Genomic DNA, 20,465 nt, shown 5'->3' with positions numbered 1-20,465 from the left:
TCCGCGGCCTTCGAGAGCCCTGACGGCTTTGCCGTCGACAGCAGCGACCGCCTCGAGGGCGACATCCCTGTCCTACGTGATCCCATCCTCGTTGCAGCTTTCGAGGGCTGGAACGACGCCGGTGACGCAGCCAGCGGTGCGGTCGAACATCTCGAGCTGATCTGGGATGCCCAGCCGCTCGCCGAACTCGATTCCGAGGACTACTACGACTACCAGGTCAACCGTCCCACGGTCCGTCAGGTCGACGGTGTCACTCGCGAAATCGTGTGGCCGGCAACACGTTTGTCGGTCTGTTCGCCTCCAGGCAGTGAGAGCGACATCGTCCTTCTTCGCGGGATCGAACCCAACATGCGGTGGCGCAGTTTCTGCGAGGATCTGCTCGAGTTGATCGACCAACTGAACGTCAAGACCGTGGTCATCCTCGGGGCCCTGCTCGCCGATACTCCGCACACCCGCCCGGTGCCGGTCACGGGCACGGCGTACAGCAGCGAATCCGCGGCACGATTCAACCTCGAACAGACCCGATACGAAGGCCCGACAGGCATCACCGGAGTTCTTCAGGACGAATGCGTTCGTGCTGGTGTACCCGCTATTTCGTTCTGGGCAGCGGTTCCGCACTACGTCTCGCAGCCACCCAACCCGAAGGCCACAGTGGCCCTCCTTCAACGAGTCGAGGATGTTCTCGACATCGAGGTCCCCCTCGGTGAACTCCCAGCTCAGTCGGAGGATTGGGAGGAAGCGGTCAACGAAATGACCGCGGACGACGAGGAAATCGGCGAATACGTGCGCACCCTGGAAGAGCGCGGAGACGCCGAAACCGACATCAGCGAAGCAATCTCCAAGATCGACGGCGACGCCATCGCGGCGGAATTCGAGCGCTACCTCAGACGGCGAGGCCCCGGCAGCTTCGGACTGTGAGCAAGAACACTCCAGAAGAAGGTGGAAGTACGCAGCGCCCACTGCGCCTCCGGCTTCAACTGATCGCGCTGTACGCCGGCGGGTTCCTCGGCCCGTTCGGCGGCGGCGTGGTTGCTTCGATCCTCCCCGAGATCGGTGACGATCTAGGGGTCGGCCCGTCGGCGGCCGCCTCCTCCCTCACCGCGTACCTGCTCCCCTTCGCCGCTCTGATGTTGGTGTCGGGGACGCTCGGGACACGGTGGGGCAAGGTCCGGACGGTGCGGATCGCATACGGCGTCTATGTCTTCGCGTCGTTGGCATGCTTCCTCGCCCCGACACTCGAGATCTTCCTGGCCGCCCGGGTACTGCAGGGCTCCGCGAACGCATTCACCACGCCACTGCTGCTTGCTTCGTTGGCGGCCGCAACTCCGCAGGCTCGGTTGGGTCGAGCCCTCGGTGCCTTCGGCGCGTTCCAGGCTGCAGGGCAGTCGTCGGCTCCGTTGATCGGCGGACTGGCGGCCGAATTCGACTGGCGTCTGGCCTTTCTCGTCATCGCAGTGGTCGCGGGCATCCTGGGAGCCGTCGGACTTCCGAAGTCCGAAGCACCGGCAGCGACTACTCCCGCCCGTCTCCGCGATGCATTACGCCCCGAAGTGCTCCGCATCGGTATCGCTGCATTGCTCGGCTGGGGCGCCCTCGGTGGACTGAGCTTCCTGCTCGCCTTCCGCTTCGAAGACGAGTTCGGACTGTCCCCCACCGTCCGCGGCCTACTGCTCACCGTCTTCGGCGTGGCCGGCATCCTCTCGGCCCGGCGCATCGGAATCCTCATCGATCGCATCGGCGCACGCTCCTCCGTGATGATCGGCGCCCTGGGCGGAGCAGTTCTGGTCTCCGTCGTCGGCCTCGCCGGCTTGGTGCCGGTGATCGCGATCGCATGGTTTGTCGCAGGCGTCGCGAGCCAGTTCGTCCTTGTCGGCGTCAACGCGGCGGTGCTCGGATCCGCGGGGCCCAACCGTGGCGGCGCCGTGTCCGTTGTCCAAGCGATGCGCTTCGGCGGCGCCGCTCTTGCTCCCCTGGCCCTGACACCGATTTACGACTCTTCGCCTGCCGCGAGCTTCCTGATCCCCGCACTATTGCTCGCCGTCGTCGCTCCCCTGATCATGCCGAAGCAACGCTGATCGGTCTCGGCAGTTTCGAATTTGAAGTTGTGTAGGTAGTGAGTTTGTCGGCGAAAGCGACCACCGTTGTCGCGATGCTTTCAGGTCGAACATTATTCGGAAAATCTTGTGTTTCCGTCGTCGACAGATATTGATACCATTGGAACATGAGCGAATCTGAGTCGGAACCGGAACGGCCGATCGACATTTTTCGGCGATCGGTTGCCGTCATCGAAGAAAATTTGCCTCCTACCTGGTCTTTGTCGACGCAGCGCTCCCCTGACCTGTCCGAGGCTCCACTCCGACTCGACCTCCGCTCCCCTGACGGTTCGGTGGCCAAATTCGGCGTCTACGCCGCTCACGGTGTCCTGAGCAGTGACGTTCCCGGTATCGCCGATCGCTTCCCCACCGGTCAACCCGGCTTCGTGTGCGCAAAATATCTCTCCGAGCCGGTCCGCCGGCAGCTCGATTCCCACGCGATCTCGTACGCAGACGCCACGGGCAATGTGTCGTTGACCGCTGATCGACCCGCCGTCTGGGTGCGTGGACGCGGAGCCGACGCCGATCCGTGGCGGGGGCCCGGACGTCCTTCCGGACAACTGACGGGCGATCCGTCAGCTCGCGTCGTGCGTGCGCTTGCCGATTTCGCGGCGCCACTGGCGATCACTGCCTTGGTGCGCCTGGCCGGTGCGTCGACGGGAGCAACCTATCGGGTGGTTCAGACACTGTCGGATCGTGAACTGGTGACCAGGCTCCCCCGCGGTGGGATCGGTGACGTCCGCTGGCCGAAGATGCTTCGTGAATGGGCGGCTGAAGCCGGCGCCAAAGCGCCGACGCCTCACGGCTTTCACGCGCCGGACGGGTTGGAAGCACTCTTCGATCAACTGCGTCAGCTCAGCGGTCACATCTACGCCGGTACCGCATCGATAGCGGCGGCACCCTTTGCTCGGTACGCGCCCACTCGACGTGCCCACTTCCATGCCGACAACGTCGATCAGTTCGCCGACGCTCTCGGACTACGGCGTGTGGAATCCGGCGGTGACGTGTGGATCACCGCTCCCCTCTCACCGTCTGCCTTCGACCGATTGCTCACCCGCGACGGCATCCGCATCGTCGCCCCCAGCCAAGCGTTCGCCGATCTGCTGGTCGGCCCGGACTCCGACGAGGCGGCGGCCGAGCACCTGCTCACATGGATGATCGAGAACGAATCGCAGTGGCGACGCGCCGCATCCCCTGCTACGGATCGCCCGTAGGAAAAAGAGGGGGCGTCTCTCGCCTACCCTGTCATGGTGGAAGAAACGAGTGCGCCCGATTACGCCGCGTACGCCGACACCAATCGACTGAAGCTGTTTTCGTTCACGATCGCGGAAAAACGGGCCGAGTACCTCTGGGTACTTCGTGCCTTCGACCATGCTCGCGCCAACTACACCGTCCTGCTGCATGCCGGAGCCGTCGCGCAAATCCTCGAGAAGATCGGTGGATCGGATCCGGCGGCCGATCTGTCGGCAGCAGAGGTCACTCCCCTGTTGGATCAGCTCCATGTGTGGGAGATCCTCGAGCGCAGCTACGACGGCACCCGCGCGGCCACGCTGGCCGAGTACCGCAATCGCCACTTCGTCTACCAGTTCGGTCAGGCCGGATACCAGGTCTATCGATCAGTCGAAGACGTACTCGCCGCACGCCTGGACTCGGCCTCGCTCTCGCGCCTCGCTCTGCCGGACCTGCTCGCAGACATGTCCGAACTCGCCGAGGCCAACCGAAGCTCCGACGGCGACCTGATCTTCCGCAAGCTCAAGCGCCTCGACTCGACGCTCTCCGACATGGCCGATCGAGCCGCGCACTTCTATCTGACCCTCGGCGACCTCGTACGGACCACGGAGATCACTCCGCAGGCTTTCCTCACGCACAAGGACGCTCTGCTCACGCACATGCGGGAGTTCAGCTCCGATCTGGCGCGCTACGCCCCCAAGCTCAAGGAAGCGATCGAGCACGTCGAATCCACCGGGGTCGATCGCATGATCCGCCTCGCCGCCGCCAGTGACGAACGGGTGTTCGTCCCGATCACCGAACGCGAAGACGACTGGGCTGCGCGTTGGCGAGGATTGACCGCCTGGTTCGTCTCCGCGGAATCGGGGATCAGCGAGTCCGAGCGTCTACGTGAGGGCACGATGAGCGCGATCGCCGCGGTTCTGGCGCTCCTTCGCCGCGTCACGGAAACCCGTCGCGGCGGCGTCAGCCGCGAGAGCCAGCTCCGGCACCTCGCCGGCTGGTTCGCCGCCACGCCGTCCGAAGACGCAGCTCATGCTCTGTTCCAGGCAGTGTTCGACCTCGGCCGTCCACGCCACCTCTCGATGGTGCATCCGGACGCCGACATCATTTCTCACTCACGTTCGTGGTGGGAGGCACCGCCGGTCGAGATCGCGCGAACACTCGCCGAAACCGGTCGCCCGCCCTCACCAGGATTGCCGAGCAAGGTCGCCCGCAACGACGGCAGCATCCGCCGCCTACGCGAAGAGCAGTTGGCAGCGCAACGTACGCGCAGCGCTGCGGCGCAATCACTCGCGTCCAACGGCGTCTATCAGCGTGAACTCAACGAGCAGGAGACCGAAGTTTTGCTGAGTCTGCTCAATGCAGCACTGACCGCGCGTGTTCCGGTGGTGGGACGCGTCAAGAGTTCCACCGGTAGTGAGAACGGGGTGAAGCTGACGCTCAGTCCCTCGGACGGTTCGACCACCATCAAGACCGCCCGCGGGCGTATGCACCTCGACGGCATCGAGGTCAGTGTTCGATGAGAGCTCGCGAGATCACGCCCCTTGCCCTCGACTTGTATCAACGCGCGGCGCGAGTGATCCTGTCCAACCACCTGATTACCTCGACGTACCCGGATCGAATTGCGTTGCCGCTCTTGCGCCGTTGGGCCACCGAGCTGCGTGACGACCTACTCGAACTGTTCGGCTACCGCCTCGAGGTGACGGAGACCACCGCGCGCCTGTTCACGGTGTCGGATCGACTCAACCCGTCGGCACCGGCCCGAACTGCCTCCGAGCGAACCTTCGATCGCACGCGTTACGCCTACCTGGCGTTGTGCCTGGCCGCGTTGGGCCGCGCCGGGAACCAGATCACGTTGTCGGAGTTGGCGGATCACGTCGCGGCTGACGCTGCGCAAGTGGACGGCGTCGAACTCTCCACCGATCGTGCGTCGGACCGCGACGCCTTCGTCGACGCAGTGGGCTGGCTCGGCGTCAGAGGCGCCATCGCACTCGCCGACGGTGACGCAAACGGCTGGGCGTCCAATCCCGAAGCGGGAGAAGCGCTCTACGACATCGACCGTTCCGTCGTCGTAGCCCTGTTCCGTCCGCCGCGCGCCCTGCAGCACCTGCACTCCATCCGCGGACTCCTGGCCACGGAGACCTCGAGCGCTGCCGAGGACGACGGAATTCCTGTGGACGCGAAAGAGATCGGACGCCGAGTGCGTCGGGCTCTGGTCGAGCGGCCGGTCGTACTGGCGGGTGAACTCGATCAGCACGAATTGATCGCCTTGGCGCAGCCCAAGACCGCGTCGGAAGTCGAACTACTGACGGGGTTGGTGGCCGAGCGTCGCGCCGAGGGAATCGCGATGATCGATCCCACCGGTCGCCTCTCCGACGTCCGCTTCCCGAGCACCGGAACTATCGCCCAGGTAGCTCTACTCCTCGCCGGCGAGATTGCCGACCGCGTACTCGACGTCGACGCTCCGGAGCTGTCGAAACTTCCGATCCCGCACGTGTCGGACGATCACCTGATCGAACAACTCGATGCCGCCATCCCTGAGGCCGGGATCTTCGAGGACCTCGCCGACGAGGACGACGATTTCGTGCTGCCTGCCGGCGAACCAGCCGAGCCCCCGGAACCCGTCACGTACCCGATGATCGACGACGACTGGCTCGCCGACAAGGTCACCGAGTTGGTGGACCAGTTCGGTCGCACGTTCGCAGCGCAATGGCAGGCCGATCACAACGGGCTGCGCAAGCAGGCGCTCGGGTTGCTGCAACGTCTGCGCCTGACGCATGCGGTCGACGGCGGCGTACTGGTGTTGCCCGTCCTTGCCCGGTACCGCGACGTCGTGGTCTCCGTACGCGAACGCGATCCTCAGATCGACTTCGCGGTAGACAACTCCGCACCGGATCCGGTCGACGAATTCGGCCCCGAATCTTCCACCAACGGCGAACTATCAGAGGTAGAGAACGTATGAGCAACGCCCGCTTCCGACCTACTCGGGCTGGAATCATCAACCTCTGGGATTACCGAGACCAGGAGTTCTCGTTCGCCGACGGTCGACTGGTCCTACGAGGGCCAAACGGATCCGGCAAGACCAAGGCCCTCGAGGTCTTGTTCCCGTTCGTTTTCGACGGCCGCATCGAACCGCGGCGCCTCAACCCCTTCGCCGGTGAAGAGCGCACGATGAAGTCCAACCTGCTCTACCGGGGCCAGGACAGCGCGCACTCCTACGTGTGGATGGAGTTCTGCCGCGGCTCCCTCGAAGATCCCGAGTCGGTGACCGTGGGCATCGGCATGCGGGCAACCCGCACCAACGACAAGGTCACCCGCTGGTACTTCGTCGCCGACGGCCGCGTCGGAGTCGACTTCTCGCTGATCGGCAACGACGATCGTCCTCTCACCAAGAAGCAGTTGGCCGAACAACTCGGCAGCGATTCCATCACCGACCGTCCCCTCGACTACCGCACCGCGATCGACGCGCGAATGTTCGGTCTCGGAGTGCAGCGCTACGACCAGCTGATCAATCTCATTCTCACGCTTCGCCGTCCCCAGCTCGCGAAGAACCTTGATCCGAAGGGCCTTTCCCAAGCGCTCACCGACGGCCTCCGTCCACTCGACGACCAACTCGTCCTCGAAGCTGCACGTTCGTTCAGCGATATGGAAGAGGTCGGCCGCGCTCTCGAGGGGCTCGCAGCCGCCGATCAGGCAGCGCAGAGTTTCATCGGCGTCTACACCAAGTACCTGCGTCAGCAGTCGCGCGGAGAGATCGAACAGGTCAGCACCCGCCTCGCAGCAGTCACCAGAGGCGTTGCCGCCATGGACGAGTCGTCGCTCGCCCAGACCCGCAGCCGTGAAGCCCGGGCAGCAGCCGAGGAGCGCTTCAACCAGGCCGAGCAGGCACTCGAGAACGCGCGCGCCAATGTCGAGGCGTTGCAACGCTCGAGCGCCTACGAAGGCAAACAGCAACTCGACGATCTCGCTCAGGCCGTCTCGACGCTCAAGCTCTCGACCGAGCAACAGGCAGACAAGTCGAGGAAGGCGCAGGCTGCACTCGCGCAGCGCGGCGACGAAGCCGACAAGGCTGCATCGTCGGTCAAGCGTGCAGCCGAGGCACTCTCACGTGCCGAGGACGAACTGCAGGCAGCCGCCGAGGACGCCGGCATCGTCTGGACTCCCCTGCCCGACGGCTCACGCAGCGACCAGATCACCGCAGCAGTGCGTGGCCATGCAGAGGAGCGTGACGGCGACGTACGCGTCGTCCGCACTGCGCTCGCGACCGTCGAGAAGGCCGCTACCGAACGAACCCGGGCCGAGAACAGCTCGCGCCGTGGACAAGAGCTGCTCGAAGCGTCCAAGGCCGCTGTGCTCGAAGGCGAAGCTGCCGTGGAACTCGCACGCAGTCAGTGCGCCAGCGGGCTGCGCGCGTGGTGGACCGATCACTCCTCCCTGTTTTCGGCTGTCGGCGCGGACACGTCGCTGTTCGAGGCTCTCGACGCGGCGCTCGCCGAGGTCGGCGACGAGGACGCTCCGGCGCTGTCCGCAGTTCTCACCGAGCACACCGAGGCAGGCACCGAGACGCTGCGCGAGCGACGTCGTGAGGCCGAAGCTGAAATATCTGCATCACACGCCTCCATCGCAGCTCTGAAATCCGAGCGCAAGGCCGTCTCGGCGGAACATGACGATGCTCCGCCGGCCTTCCACGCACGGACCGACAACCGCAGTGATCTGGGTGGGGCGCCGCTGTGGCAGCTGGTGCGCTTCGCCGATTCAGTCGAACCAGACGTGGCTACGGGAATCGAATCCGCACTCCAGGCGGCAAATCTGCTGGACGGCTGGGTCTGCCCCGACGAAACGATTCCCGATCACGTCAGTGAGCAGTTCCTGACCGCTCTGCCGGTCAAGCAGCGCCCGAAGGGACGAACGCTGGCCGACGTCCTCGAGGTCGAAGGCAATGCCGACGTACCCGACGCTCGGGTACAGGACATTCTCGCGTCGATCAGTCTCGTCGAGGCACCGGGCGACTCCGATGCCAGCGTCGCGATCGGCGTCGACGGGCGCTTCTGGCAGGGCGTCGCGCGTGGCCGGCACGTCAAGGCCGACGCCGAGTACATCGGCACGACAGCGCGGGCGCGTCGACGCGAAGCTCGGATCACCGAGATCGACGCGGCTCTGGAAGAACTTGCCGCGGCAGTCGATGCAGCCAAGGCACTGGTGACGCAGACCAACGAGCAGCTGAGCCGAATCAACTCTGCGGCAAAGGAATTACCGAAGACAGGGTCGATCCTCCGCGCACTCAAAACTGTCACCGAATCCGCCGGTGCACTCCGCACTCGCTCGGAGGCCACGGAAACAGCGCAACGCGAACTCGATGCGGCGATCGCCGATCTCGCGGCGAAGGAAAAGCAACTCCGGGCGACGGCGTCGCAGCACCGGACCCCGCATATCGGCCGTGAACTCGACTCCCTCGCGGCGGCGATCCGTCATTTCGAGAAGCAGGGTGAACTGGCACTGCGCTGCCGACGCGAACATGCCAAGGAAGTCGAACTCGAACGCGAGTCTCGCGACCGTCTCGACGAATCACGCGCCAATGCGGAGGAATTCGCCGAGGAAGCCGCCATCGCCGAGGAGAGTCTGCTTCAGCAGGTCCAGCGCCTCGAGACACTGCGCGACACTCTCGGGGCCAGCGCCGAGCAGATCGACCTGGACCTGGCAAAAGCCCGCGCGAAGATCGAAGAATGCAAGGTCGAACAGCGTGCAGCACGAAAGGCATACGACGCTGCGGTCCTCCAGATCGGCACGGCAGAGGGTGCGTACAACACCGCCGTCGAGACGTTGCGGCACACCCTGACCGAAACCCGCAGTGATGCAGAGCGACTCGCACCCTATGCTCGCCCGGACCTTCTCGAGTTGTTGGGCGTCAAGGAACATCTGAGCTGGCCGGCAAGTTCAGCGGCGTGGATGAGCCCCGATCAGTTGGTCTACCGCATCCAGAACGAAGACCGCAGCGAGGACGCGGCCCACCCGCCCGTCCTCCCCGAAGACGTCGACAAGTTGTACCGAGCGCTCGAGGCTGCGACCTCGGCGGTACGCGTCACCGACGGTGCCCGCAAGGCAACCCGCACGGCACTGACCTCGGCGTTGCAGGACTTCGACGCCCAACTCGCAGCGGCCGGACAGGACTACCGTCTGCAATGGGATGCACCGGACGGACTGACCGTCGTACGAGTGCAGGACGATCAGGGCTATTCGTCGATCGGTGAATTCGCAACGCGGATCCACGATGCTCGCGGCGATCAGGAGCAGTTGCTCACCGAATCCGAGCGTCGCATTCTCGAAGATGCCCTGCTGACCGGATTGGCTCAGCAGATCCACGAGCGCACGGTCGATGCACGCGTGTTGATCGCACAGATGGGCACGGAGATGCGTGAGCGTCGGATGTCCTCGGGCAACACCATCGGCGTTCACTGGGTGCTCGCCGACAACCTCGACGACAGCTCACGGGCGATCTCCAAGCTCCTGGATCGAGACGCGTCAGCCCTCGGCGTCGATGAACTGGCTACTCTGCGAGCTCATTTCGCGACCCAGATCCGTACCGCCCGCGCGGCGCACCCCGAACGCTCGTACCCGGAAATCCTGTCCTCGGCGCTCGACTACAGGCAGTGGCGCGTGTTCTCGTTCACCCTCATCAGCGGTGAGGGCAAGGAAGACCGCCTTACCGTCGCGCGGCACAGCGCGCTGTCCGGTGGCGAGCAGTCGGTTTCGCTGCACCTTCCTTTGTTCGCCGCGGCGCACGTCATGCTGGACTCGGCCGACCCGCACGCCCCGCGTCTGCTGGCACTGGACGAGGCCTTCGCCGGTGTCGACGACAACGGACGCAGCGAGCTGCTCGGCTTGAGCGTTCAGTTCGACCTGGATCTCTTCATGACCGGCTACGACCTGTGGATCACGTACGCAGACGTCCCCGGCTGTGCGCACTACGACCTCGCGCACTCCACGGCCGAACAAGCTGTCAGCGCCGCGCTGCTGGTGTGGTCGAACGGTGAACTACTCGCCGAGCACGACGGAACGGATCTGGCGCGGGCATTGGGCTCGCCGCTACGGCGCCGGGTGCCGACACCAGCCGAAGGTGCGTTGGACTACGCCTAGAAACTGCTGTGCGCCTTTATTAACCGCCCGCGGTTAATAAAGGCGCACAGCAGGGGTTCAGCGAAGCGAAATACCCAGTAGGGCGTCGACGGCATCGGCGAACTCGCCGGGTGCCTGCGTGTCGGATCCGCCGCCCTCGATGGCGCGCCGTGCCCAACCGTCGAGCGCGTCGAGCGCCTTCGGAGTGTCGAGATCGTCGGCCAAATGCTGACGCAACCGCGCAACAGTGTCGGTGGCTGACGGCGCGGAATCGAGAGCCGCTGCCTCGCGCCATACCTTCAGACGCGACTGAGCATCCTCGAGGACCTGATCGGTCCACGCGCGATCCTGGCGGTAATGGCCGGAAAGCAATCCGAGACGAATTGCTGCGGGATCGACCCCTTCACCGCGCAGTTTCGAGACGAAGACGAGGTTTCCGCGACTCTTCGACATCTTCTCGCCGTCGAGGCCGATCATGCCGGTGTGCACGTAGTGCCGCGCGAAACGGCGATCACCCGTTGCCGATTCGGCATGTGCTGCCGAGAACTCGTGATGCGGAAAGATCAGGTCGCTGCCACCGCCCTGGACGTCGAAGCCGGAGCCGATGCGGTTGAGCGCAATGGCCGCGCACTCGATGTGCCAACCGGGGCGCCCCGGCCCGAAGGGTGAGGGCCACGAGGGCTCGCCCGGACGCTCCGCCCGCCAGACGAGTGCGTCGAGCGGATTGCGCTTTCCGACGCGATCGGGATCTCCGCCGCGTTCGGCAAAGAACTTCTCCATCGTCGCGCGGTCGTAGCCCGACTCGTAGCCGAACTGCTCGGTCGCGTCGGCGCGGAAGTAGACGTCGGGGAACTCCGCGTCGTCGACGATGTACGCGGCGCCGGACGCCACGAATTTCTCCACCAACTCGACTACTTCGTTCACCGATTCGACGGCGCCGATGTAGTCCTTCGGCGGAAGCACGCGCAGCGCTTCCATGTCCTCCCGGAAGAGCGCGGTCTCACGCATGCCGAGGACGATCCAGTCCTCGCCGTCGCGATTTGCGCGCTCGAACAGCGGGTCGTCCACGTCGGTCACGTTCTGGACGTAATGGACGTCGTGTCCGGCGTCGCGCCAGATGCGGTTCACGAGGTCGAACGTGAGGTAGGTGGCCGCGTGACCGAGGTGGGTGGCGTCGTACGGGGTGATGCCGCAGACGTACATCGTCGCCTTCTTGCCCGGGGTGACGGGGCGAACCTGACGGTCGGCTGTGTCGTACAGCCGCAACGGCGGCCCCTGACCGGGAACGGACGGGAGTGCGGTATCGGACCAAGACTGCATGCTGCCGAGCCTAGTGGAGACTGCTCTGAGGCTGGGAAGGTGCTGGCTGATCCTGCTCCGGTTCGGGCGTCGACGCGAGCTTGCTCGGCCACCAGATCTTCTGACCGATGTCGTAGGTCAGGGCCGGGACCAGCAAGGATCGGACGATCAGAGCGTCGAGCAGGACACCGAACGCCACGATGAACGCGATCTGCGCGAGGAACAACAGCGGGATCACCGCCAACGCCGAGAAGGTTGCTGCCAGAACAACTCCGGCAGAGGTGATCACCCCGCCGGTCACGGTGAGTCCCCGCAGCGCACCCGCCCGAGTGCCGATCTTCAGCGCTTCCTCACGCACCCTCGTCATGAGGAAGATGTTGTAGTCGATTCCCAGAGCCACCAGGAACACGAACGCAAACAGCGGGACCACCGGATCCGCGCCGGGGAACCCGAAGACGTGGTCGAACACCAGCGACGAAATGCCCAGTGTCGCAGCAAACGAGAGCACAACGGTGCCCATGAGAAGCAGCGGTGCGAGAAGCGAACGCAGCAACAAGGAGAGAATCACGAACACCACGATGATCACCACGGGAATGATGAGTGTCCGGTCCCGTGTCGAGGTGGTCTTCGTGTCGAGGTCGGTCGCAGTGACGCCACCGACCAACGCGTCGGCACCGTCCACGGAGTGAACTGCATCACGTAGTCGCACGATGGTGTCTTCGGCCTCGAGTGAGTCGGCAGCGTCAGTCAGCGTCGCCTGCAGGGAGACTCGTCCGTCGACAACCAGTGGGGCTCCTCCGTTCTGCACGACGCTCACGTCGCTGACGCCCTCCACGCGACTGGCTGCCGCGACGGCGTCCACCTGATCCGCATTCGCGATGACCACGGCCGGGGAACCCGAACCCGCGTCGAAGTGCTCGCCGAGAATCTCCTGGCCTGCAACCGAATCGACGTCGAGCAAGAAGATGTCGGACGAAGAGACGCCGCTGGCTTTGAACTGCGGCATCATCAGCGCGAAGATCACAAGCACCAGCGTCGACGCCACCCAGAAGCGGCGCGGGTGCCGTCCGATTCGAGCAGCGAGCCCGGCCCAGAACCGGTGATCGTTCGCCTCGTCGTGGTGCTCGCGGTCGGCGTCGAACTTCGGCTTGGTCGGCCAGTACGCAGTCCGCCCGAACAGAACGAGGACTGCAGGTAGGAACGTCATCGATGCGAGGAAGGACGCGGCGATACCGATGGCGGCCACCGGGCCCAGCCCGCGGTTCGAGTTCAGGTCGGAGAGCAACAGGCACAGAACGCCCGCGATGACCGTTCCGGCAGACGCCGCGACGGGTTCGAGCGTCGCGCGCCACGCAGTCCGCATTGCTGCGTACTTGTCCTTCTCGATCCGCAATTCCTCACGGTAGCGAGAGACCAGAAGCAGCGCGTAGTCGGTGGCGGCACCGAACACGAGGATGAACAGGATGCCCTGGCTCTGACCGTTCAGTGCGATGACGTCCGCGTCGGCGAGCAGATACACGAGCAAGCTCGACAATCCGAGTGCGAAGATCGCCGAAAAGATCACCACGAACGGCAGGATCGGGCTCCGGTAGACGATGATCAGGATCAGGATCACGACGGATCCGGCTACCAACAACAGCAGTCCGTCGATACCGGCGAATGCTGCCGACAGATCCGCAACCTGCCCAGCGGGGCCGGTGACCTTGACTGTCAGTCCGTCAGGGCTCGACTCCAGCGCCGCGCGCAGCGCTTTCACGCTGTCCTTGACCTCGAGGGTGCTGTCGACCGGCAGGAACATCTGCAACGCCTGGCCGTCGGCCGACGGGATCGGCGGCGATGACGCGTCACCGAATCCCTCGGTACCGACAAACGAATCGACGGTCTGGGACAGGAAGGTGGAGTCGGTGGGCTCGAGGCCACCTGGTCGTTCCGCCACGACGATGGCCGGCACGAAGCGGGTGTCCGTGAAGCTCTCTTGAAGCTTTGCCACCTCGGTGGCTTCGGCCGACGCCGGCAGGAACGACGTGTTGTCGTTCTGCTGCACGGTGCTGAGCTTTCCGGCGAACGGGCCGCCGAATCCTCCGATTGCCAGCCAGCCGATCACGAGGAGAGCTGGCACAATCCATCGAAGGCGACGAACAGGACGATTTTGTACTGGTGTGCTCACTGGGTCTCCAGGGATCGGCAGCAGAGAGGACTTGCCGACTATTTTGTTCAGCATGCTGAGTAATTGCAAACGGAAGGCAAAAACATGAGCAGCGACGGCCTGGACGACTGGCCAACCGGCCGGCTGTTGTCCACCGCTGCGCGCCTGGTAGAGCACTCGTGGGAGAAGGTTCTGCGGTCTCAGGACATGACGCACGCGGGCCTGATCGTGCTCCACTCGATCGCCGGTGGGGCGGCGTCTCAACGCGACATCGCGAAGAACGCCCGCGTCACCGATCAGACGATGAGCCGCACGATCGACCGTCTCGAACGAGCGGGTTACGTCACGCGTGACACCGATCCGCGGGACGAGCGTCGGCGCGTGATCGCGATAACCGACGCCGGAAGACTGACGTACGAGCGACTACTGACGCTCGAGAAGGAAGATGCGGCGTTGACCGTCGGCGTCGGGGACGTCGCCGCGCTGCGCGAACAACTACTGCGATTGGTTCGCTCACCCGGATTGAAGACGGCAACTCGCGAACAGCAGGAAACGTCTCGAGACTAGAAAGCCGGCCAGGGAATCGTTCGATGGCCGTTCGGTTCGGGCATTACCGCGGACTCGGCGAACTGCATCGCCCGGACCGCCAAGGCCACGATTTCCTCTTCGGTGATCAGTTCGGACAACTCGTCCCCGAGATCTCCATCGAGAGTTGTCGCGAATTCGGCGACGTCGGCGATCAAAGCACCGGGTACGGGCTGCCCCGCCCACCCCCACAACACGGTCCGCAGCTTGTTCTCCGAGTGAAGACAGATTCCGTGATCAACGCCGTACACCGAGCCGTCGACGCCTTCGAGGGCGTGACCACCTTTGCGGTCGGCGTTGTTGATGAGGACGTCCAGAACGGCCATTCGCTGCAGCCGTGGATCGTCCGCATGGATCAGAGAGACTGGTTCGCCCTCCGAGTCGAAGGCCTGCAGGACCTCGAACCACCCTGGCGGAACATTGCCGGGACTGCACAGGTCGACCATCTCGAGTCCGCCAGATCCATCCGCGCGGCGATCGACGGTGTCAATCCAGCGCTGCACCATGCCTGTCCCGAAAGGGCCGTCCCGCAACACTGTTCGCGGAATCACTCCCCAGCCCAGCGCCTCGGACACGCGGTACGACGCAACCTCACGCCCGGCCAGAGTGCCGTCCGGGAAATCCCACAGTGGGCGTTCACCCCGCACCGGTTTGTAGACCACACGGGTGGACTGCTCCCCCAGAGTCGACTCGCACACCAGCGTGGCGTTGCTTGCCGTGGTGATCTGGCCGATCAGGGTCAGATCTCCCTCGAGCAGAACGTCCGGCACTCCAGGTTCGGACACGACGTCAGACCTCGTCGTCGTCTGCGTCGTCGATCGCAAAACCGAAGGACTCGCCGCGCCGGTATCCGTTGGTTCGGATGCACACGTGCCCCTCGGGCGCCAGCGGCTCACCACACAGAGGGCATGGCGCGCGTCCCGCCGCGATGACGCGTTCGGATCGGAGCGAGAATTCGCGCGCTTGTTCCGGGGTCAGGAACACACGGACCGCGTCCGGACCGTCGTCGGCGTCGTCGAGGACAACCGATTCGTCGAACTCCGTCTCGCTGACGGCAAGCAACTCCACGACGACCGCACCGGCATCGGCGTCCCAACCGAGCCCCATCGTGCCGACCCGGAACTCCGCGTCGAGCGGTGTGACCAGCGGGCTGAGATCGGAGACATCGTCGGCCTGCGGCGGAACCTCGGTTCCGAAGCGTCGATGTACCTCTTCGAGGAGAAGGCCCATGCGATCGGCGAGGACCTGAACCTGCTGCTTCTCGAGCAGCACACTCACCACCCGTGAATCGTGCACGGCTTGGAGATAGAAAGACCTGTCACCGGGCTCGCCCACCGTTCCTGCGACAAATCGGTCAGGAGTGCGAAATACGTGAATCGCGCGCGACATTGCACCTCCTCGAGTTCGAGCAGAACATCACTGAATACCCATTATCCGTCACAGCTCACGCACCGACCTCTCCACCGGGGACGGACTCCTGCGCGGGAGCCGAACCGTTGGTCGCGGTCTTCGCTGCACTGATCGCTGCGAGCACGTCTCCGGTGTCGTTGACTCGAAGAACGAACGGCAGTGTGGCCGTGTAGCGAATCACGCTGACCGAGGCCGGCTCGGCGACGATCCGCTGGAACGAATCGAGGTGCATCGCAAACGCGTCGGCGAGAACCGATTTGATGACGTCACCGTGTGTGCAGGCGATCCAGACGACGTCCTTGCCGTGCTCTTCGGCCAGCCGTGCATCGTGCTCTCGGATCGCGGCAACGGCTCGCGCCTGTACCTGGGCCAGCCCTTCACCGCCGGGAAAGACTGCGCCGGAAGCGTGGCGCTGCACCACTTTCCAGAGCGGTTCTTCCAACAGCTCCTTGAGCGGGCGACCCGTCCAGTCGCCGTAATCGACCTCGATCAGGCGATCCTCGACCACCGGCGTCAGACCACGGTCGACGGCAATGGGGCCGACCGTCTGCTCGCACCGCAACAGCGGCGAGCGGACGATCTCCGCGATGTCCAGACCGACCAGCCGATCGACGACGCCTTCGGCCTGTTTCCGGCCGTGGTCGTCGAGTTCCACACCCGGCGTTCGACCGGCCAGGGTATGGGCAGTGTTGGACGTCGACCGCCCGTGCCGCAGTAGGACAACTGTCATTCCACAACCCTAATGGGGCGGTGGCCGCACGGACGGGTGGTCGACGTCGAAACGGGCTCTATGTCGCGGACACGACCCCTGTGGCCAGCAGCGCAAGGACGACTACGCCGAGAGCGATTCTGTATCCCACGAACCAGTACATGGAGTGATCGACAACAAATCGAAGCAGCCAGGCGATCGCTGCGTAACCGACCGCGAAGGCGATGACGGTTGCCACCAGCAACTGCGGACCGCTCGCGTTCAGACCCTCACCGGCCGGCTCGAAGGCATCCGGGAGGCTGAACAAACCGGAGGCGAGAACCGCCGGGATTGCCAGCAGGAACGAGTAACGAGCTGCGGCCTCACGGGTGAGTCCGAGGAAAAGACCGGCACTGATCGTGCCACCCGAACGTGAGACACCCGGGATGAGCGCGAGTGCCTGAGCCGAACCCATGATGATGCCGTCGCGCGCTGTGAGCGATTCGATCGGGCGCGTCTTGCGTCCGTAGTACTCGGCAGCGGCGATGACGAGCGCGAACACGATCAACATTGTGGCAATCAGCCACAGATTGCGTGCGCCGGTACGGATCTGGTCTTTGAACAGAAACCCGAGGATGCCGACCGGAATGGTACCGATGATGACGTACCAGCCCATCCGGTAATCGAGATCGCCCCGGTGCTCGGCATTGAACACACCCCGGAACCAGGCAGTGATGATCCTCACGATGTCGCGCGCGAAGTAGATCAACACAGCCAGTTCGGTGCCGAGCTGCGTCACCGCGGTGAACGACGCACCGGCGTCACTGCCGAAGAATATCTCCGACACGATTCGCAAATGTCCGGAAGACGAGATGGGCAAGAACTCGGTCAATCCCTGCACGAGGCCCAGGATCACGGCCTGGAGCCAGGTCATCGCTTCGCCCATCACTCACCGATCCCGGCTGATTCGAATGGGGTTACTGCACACAGGTTTCGTGTGTCGGGTTCACGTTTCACCGGCGCCACGCTACCGGGGCCCACGGCGCCGCGCCGCGCCCGGCACGTCCGTGTCCGAATACCCCGACTCGAGGCGAGCGCCTACTAGTCTGCACGTGGTGAGATCTCTCGGGTGCCGCACTTGCGCACACGAGTCGGGCGCGAGATGCAGGCGGTTATGAAGCACAGATCTGTCGGAACGAGCGGACTTCGGGTCTCGCGACTTGGGCTCGGCACACTGACATGGGGACGCGACACGGACGGCGACGAGGCTGCGGCGCAGCTGCTCGCATTCGCCGAGGCCGGCGGAACCTTGGTCGACACCTCGCCCGCATACGGCGCCGGTGCGGCGCAACGGATCCTCGCCGAGTTGCTCGACGACGTCGTTCCACGTGACGAACTCATCATCAGCTCGAGCGCCGGCATCGATCCCACTCCGATCGGCACCGACCGCGTCGACTGCTCGCGGCGCGGATTGCTCCGCCAGCTCGACGCGACTCTTCGTGAACTCGGAACCGACTTCCTCGACATGTGGCAGGTCGCAACCTGGGATCCGCTCACGCCCGTCGACGAGGTTGCAGCAACCCTCGACTACGCGGTCTCGAGCGGCAAGGTGCGGTATGTGGGCGTGCGCGGCTACCTCGGCTGGCAGCTCGCGACGGCCGTCGGAGCCGGTGGCGCAACAACACTCGCCGCGACGCAGGCCGAGTACTCGTTGCTCGCGCGCGGCGTCGAGGAAGAATTGTTCGCAGCGGCGGCCCACCACGGCGTCGGAGTGTTCGCCGCAGTACCCCTGGCGGGCGGTGTTCTGACCGGCAAGTACCGCGACGGCATTCCCGTCGATTCCCGCGGCGCCGACGAAGCACATTCGCAGGATGTGCAGAGTTATCTGACCGATTCCTCGATCCGGGTGGTCGACGCCGTCGTTACCGCCGCCGACGGTCTGGGTACTTCCCCACTGGCGGTGGCACTGGCCTGGGCGCGCGATCGCGCCGGGGTGGCCAGCGCCGTCGTCGGCACGCGGGATCTCGCCCAGTTGACAGGAGTACTGGCAACCGAAGAATTGGAACTTCCGAAAGCGATTGCCGCGGCTCTCGACGATGTGAGCGCTTGATCTGTCCCGCTGATCGAAATACCGAAGGTATCGTGTTGGCGAGGGCAGGCTAACCTAGTAGGCAACGCTTGACTACAGCCTCAGGAGAATCAATGACCACGCTCGACGTAGACAGCCTTTCCGCAGACGCAGGCCCCGCCTTCTCCGAACGAATCAAGACCGAGACGGACGCAGCACACCGCGAGACGGAGCAGTCCCGATTCGTAGGCGCGCTTCTCGGCGGTGAGCTGACCACGGCTGGCTACGCCGCTCTTCTGGGACAGACGTACCTCGTCTACACGAGCCTCGAAGAGGCCGGCCGCACACACGCCGACAACGAGTTGGTCGCTCCGTTCCTGTCCGAGGATCTGTTGCGGGTGGCTTCGCTCGAAGCCGATCTCGAGTTCCTCGGCGGACCGAACTGGCGCGACGAACTCGTGGCCTTGCCGGCAACCGAGCGTTACATCGCCCGACTGAAGGAAGTGGCGTTCGACTGGCCCGCCGGCTTCGTCGCACATCACTACCTGCGATACATGGGTGACCTCTCGGGCGGACAGATCATCCGCCGGATGCTCGAGCGCGCCTACGGATTCGAGACCGACGGACTTCGCTTCTACATCTTCGAAGGCATCCCCAAGCCGAAGCCTTTCAAGGACGACTACCGCTCGAATCTGGATGCGCTGCAGATTCCGGCCGAAGAACAGCAGCGTTTCATCGACGAGGTGAATCTGGCGTACCGCCTCAACGGTGACCTGTTCGCCGACCTCGAAGGCGACATCGAGAGCTACCTCGTCAAATGATGAAGCGCTTGGCCGCGGCGGCACTGGTCGCAGCAGCCGGTTTCGGTCTGGTGGCTTGCGGATCCAGCGACAACTCCACGACATCTCAGGGTGCCCGGACCGCAGTACTCGAAGATTCCAGCCCGGTTCCCGTGTCCGACAACCCGACCGCAACGCTGCCCGTGACGGTGAAGAGCTTCGACGGCGTCGACGTGACCATCACCGACAACAGCCGGATCGTTGCGGCCGACCGCTACGGGACGCTCGCAACGACAACGGTGGCGCTCGGCCTCGGTGACAACCTTGTCGGCCGCGACACCGCCGCCAAGTTCCCCGCGGTCGCGGACGTACCGGTTGTCACGGTCGGCGGCCAATCGCTCAATACCGAAGCCATCCTCGATTTGAATCCCACCGTGGTTCTCACTGACACGAGCATCGGGCCCAAGAGCGTCCAGGATCAGTTGCGCGCCGCCGGTGTTCCCGTGGTGTTCTTCGACCCGACCCGAACCCTCGAAGGTGTGCCGGGGCAGATCCAAGCAGTCGCCGACGCGCTCGGCGTTCCGGCCCAGGGCGCAGCGCTGATCGATCGAACCGAATCGGAGATCGCTGCTGCGCGCGATCTGGTTCCCAACGACGGCGATCCACTGAAGATCGCGTTCCTCTACATGCGCGGATCGGCCATCACCATGATCGGCGGTGCAGGTTCGGGTGCCGATTCCTTGATCGAGGCCCTCGGCGCCACAGATGCGGGTACCGCCTCGGGCATCACACAACAGTTCGTACCCATCACCAGCGAAGCGCTCATCGCCGCAGCGCCTGACGCCCTGCTGATGATGACGGACGGATTGGCATCGATCGGCGGAATCGACGGCCTCGAAAAGGTCCCCGGCATCGCTCAGACGCCGGCCGGAAAGAACAAACGAGTAGTCGACATGGAGGACGGTGTCCTGCTCAGCTTCGGGCCGAACACCGGACGCGTCATGGCGGCACTCGCCGAAGCGATCTACGAGCCCGGTGGATCGTGAGCAAAGAT

General features: G+C 64.5%; 16 protein-coding genes. 10 read left to right on the top strand and 6 right to left on the bottom strand.

The window, feature by feature from the left end; genetic code table 11:
• Positions 1-63: 63 nt before the first annotated feature.
• The 6 genes from CPI83_RS14115 (at position 64) to CPI83_RS14085 (ending at position 10,457) form a co-directional block, all read left to right on the top strand.
• Positions 64-918, top strand: a complete 855-nt coding sequence (locus tag CPI83_RS14115) for a PAC2 family protein (RefSeq protein ID WP_223257810.1) — start codon at positions 64-66, stop codon at positions 916-918.
• A gap of 41 nt (positions 919-959) precedes the next feature.
• Positions 960-2,075, top strand: coding sequence for an MFS transporter (locus CPI83_RS14110; RefSeq protein WP_164840877.1), 1,116 nt, complete (start codon positions 960-962; stop codon positions 2,073-2,075).
• Positions 2,076-2,221: 146 nt separating this feature from the next.
• A complete protein-coding gene (locus CPI83_RS14100) occupies positions 2,222-3,307 on the top strand; it encodes a hypothetical protein (protein WP_021333491.1) in 1,086 nt (361 codons plus the stop codon).
• A 33-nt stretch (positions 3,308-3,340) separates the two neighbouring features.
• Complete coding sequence (locus CPI83_RS14095; RefSeq protein ID WP_019748531.1) at positions 3,341-4,846, top strand: TIGR02677 family protein; 1,506 nt, start codon at positions 3,341-3,343, stop codon at positions 4,844-4,846.
• Entirely contained in the window at positions 4,843-6,285 is a 1,443-nt protein-coding gene (locus CPI83_RS14090) for a TIGR02678 family protein (RefSeq protein ID WP_097387354.1), read from the top strand. Before CPI83_RS14095 ends, CPI83_RS14090 begins: the two co-directional genes overlap by 4 nt.
• A complete protein-coding gene (locus tag CPI83_RS14085; protein WP_047888143.1) occupies positions 6,282-10,457 on the top strand; it encodes a TIGR02680 family protein in 4,176 nt (1,391 codons plus the stop codon). The genes CPI83_RS14090 and CPI83_RS14085 overlap by 4 nt, the downstream gene beginning before the upstream one ends.
• Positions 10,458-10,514: 57 nt before the next feature.
• Here CPI83_RS14085 and mshC read toward each other — a convergent pair whose 3' ends face one another.
• Together mshC and CPI83_RS14075 are read right to left on the bottom strand one after the other, a co-directional pair.
• On the bottom strand, positions 10,515-11,756 hold the full coding sequence (gene mshC / locus CPI83_RS14080; RefSeq protein ID WP_020969678.1) for a cysteine--1-D-myo-inosityl 2-amino-2-deoxy-alpha-D-glucopyranoside ligase: 1,242 nt from the start codon (positions 11,754-11,756) through the stop codon (positions 10,515-10,517).
• Positions 11,757-11,766: 10 nt separating this feature from the next.
• Complete coding sequence (locus CPI83_RS14075) at positions 11,767-13,902, bottom strand: MMPL family transporter (RefSeq protein WP_020907821.1); 2,136 nt, start codon at positions 13,900-13,902, stop codon at positions 11,767-11,769.
• An 84-nt stretch (positions 13,903-13,986) separates the two neighbouring features.
• On the opposite strand from CPI83_RS14075, the gene CPI83_RS14070 reads away from it, so the two are divergent.
• Positions 13,987-14,448, top strand: a complete 462-nt coding sequence (locus tag CPI83_RS14070) for a MarR family transcriptional regulator (RefSeq protein WP_003946187.1) — start codon at positions 13,987-13,989, stop codon at positions 14,446-14,448.
• Here CPI83_RS14070 and CPI83_RS14065 read toward each other — a convergent pair.
• Genes CPI83_RS14065 through CPI83_RS14050 form a run of 4 tightly spaced genes read right to left on the bottom strand, consistent with a single transcriptional unit; the run spans position 14,445 to position 17,510 of the window.
• On the bottom strand, positions 14,445-15,251 hold the full coding sequence (locus CPI83_RS14065; protein ID WP_019748536.1) for an SCO1664 family protein: 807 nt from the start codon (positions 15,249-15,251) through the stop codon (positions 14,445-14,447). The two genes, CPI83_RS14070 and CPI83_RS14065, sit on opposite strands and share 4 nt — an antisense overlap.
• 4 nt (positions 15,252-15,255) lie before the next feature.
• Entirely contained in the window at positions 15,256-15,855 is a 600-nt protein-coding gene (locus CPI83_RS14060) for a DUF3090 domain-containing protein (protein ID WP_019748537.1), read from the bottom strand.
• Between the two features lie 55 nt (positions 15,856-15,910).
• On the bottom strand, positions 15,911-16,606 hold the full coding sequence (locus CPI83_RS14055; protein ID WP_019748538.1) for a histidine phosphatase family protein: 696 nt from the start codon (positions 16,604-16,606) through the stop codon (positions 15,911-15,913).
• A 58-nt stretch (positions 16,607-16,664) separates the two neighbouring features.
• On the bottom strand, positions 16,665-17,510 hold the full coding sequence (locus CPI83_RS14050) for an undecaprenyl-diphosphate phosphatase (protein ID WP_019748539.1): 846 nt from the start codon (positions 17,508-17,510) through the stop codon (positions 16,665-16,667).
• A 228-nt stretch (positions 17,511-17,738) separates the two neighbouring features.
• Between CPI83_RS14050 and CPI83_RS14045 the strand changes: the two genes are divergently transcribed.
• From CPI83_RS14045 to CPI83_RS14035, 3 genes are all read left to right on the top strand, one after another.
• Positions 17,739-18,674 (top strand): aldo/keto reductase, encoded by a 936-nt coding sequence (locus tag CPI83_RS14045; protein WP_003946175.1) that lies wholly within the window; start codon positions 17,739-17,741, stop codon positions 18,672-18,674.
• A 92-nt stretch (positions 18,675-18,766) separates the two neighbouring features.
• Positions 18,767-19,453, top strand: a complete 687-nt coding sequence (locus CPI83_RS14040) for a biliverdin-producing heme oxygenase (protein ID WP_003946162.1) — start codon at positions 18,767-18,769, stop codon at positions 19,451-19,453.
• On the top strand, positions 19,450-20,457 hold the full coding sequence (locus CPI83_RS14035; protein ID WP_069146600.1) for an ABC transporter substrate-binding protein: 1,008 nt from the start codon (positions 19,450-19,452) through the stop codon (positions 20,455-20,457). Before CPI83_RS14040 ends, CPI83_RS14035 begins: the two co-directional genes overlap by 4 nt.
• Positions 20,458-20,465: the final 8 nt, after the last annotated feature.

This window comes from Rhodococcus sp. H-CA8f, assembly GCF_002501585.1.
Taxonomy (GTDB): Bacteria; Actinomycetota; Actinomycetes; order Mycobacteriales; family Mycobacteriaceae; genus Rhodococcus_F; species Rhodococcus_F erythropolis.
Note: the sequence above shows the minus strand (reverse complement) of the source record. Positions and strands in the feature narration are given on the sequence as shown.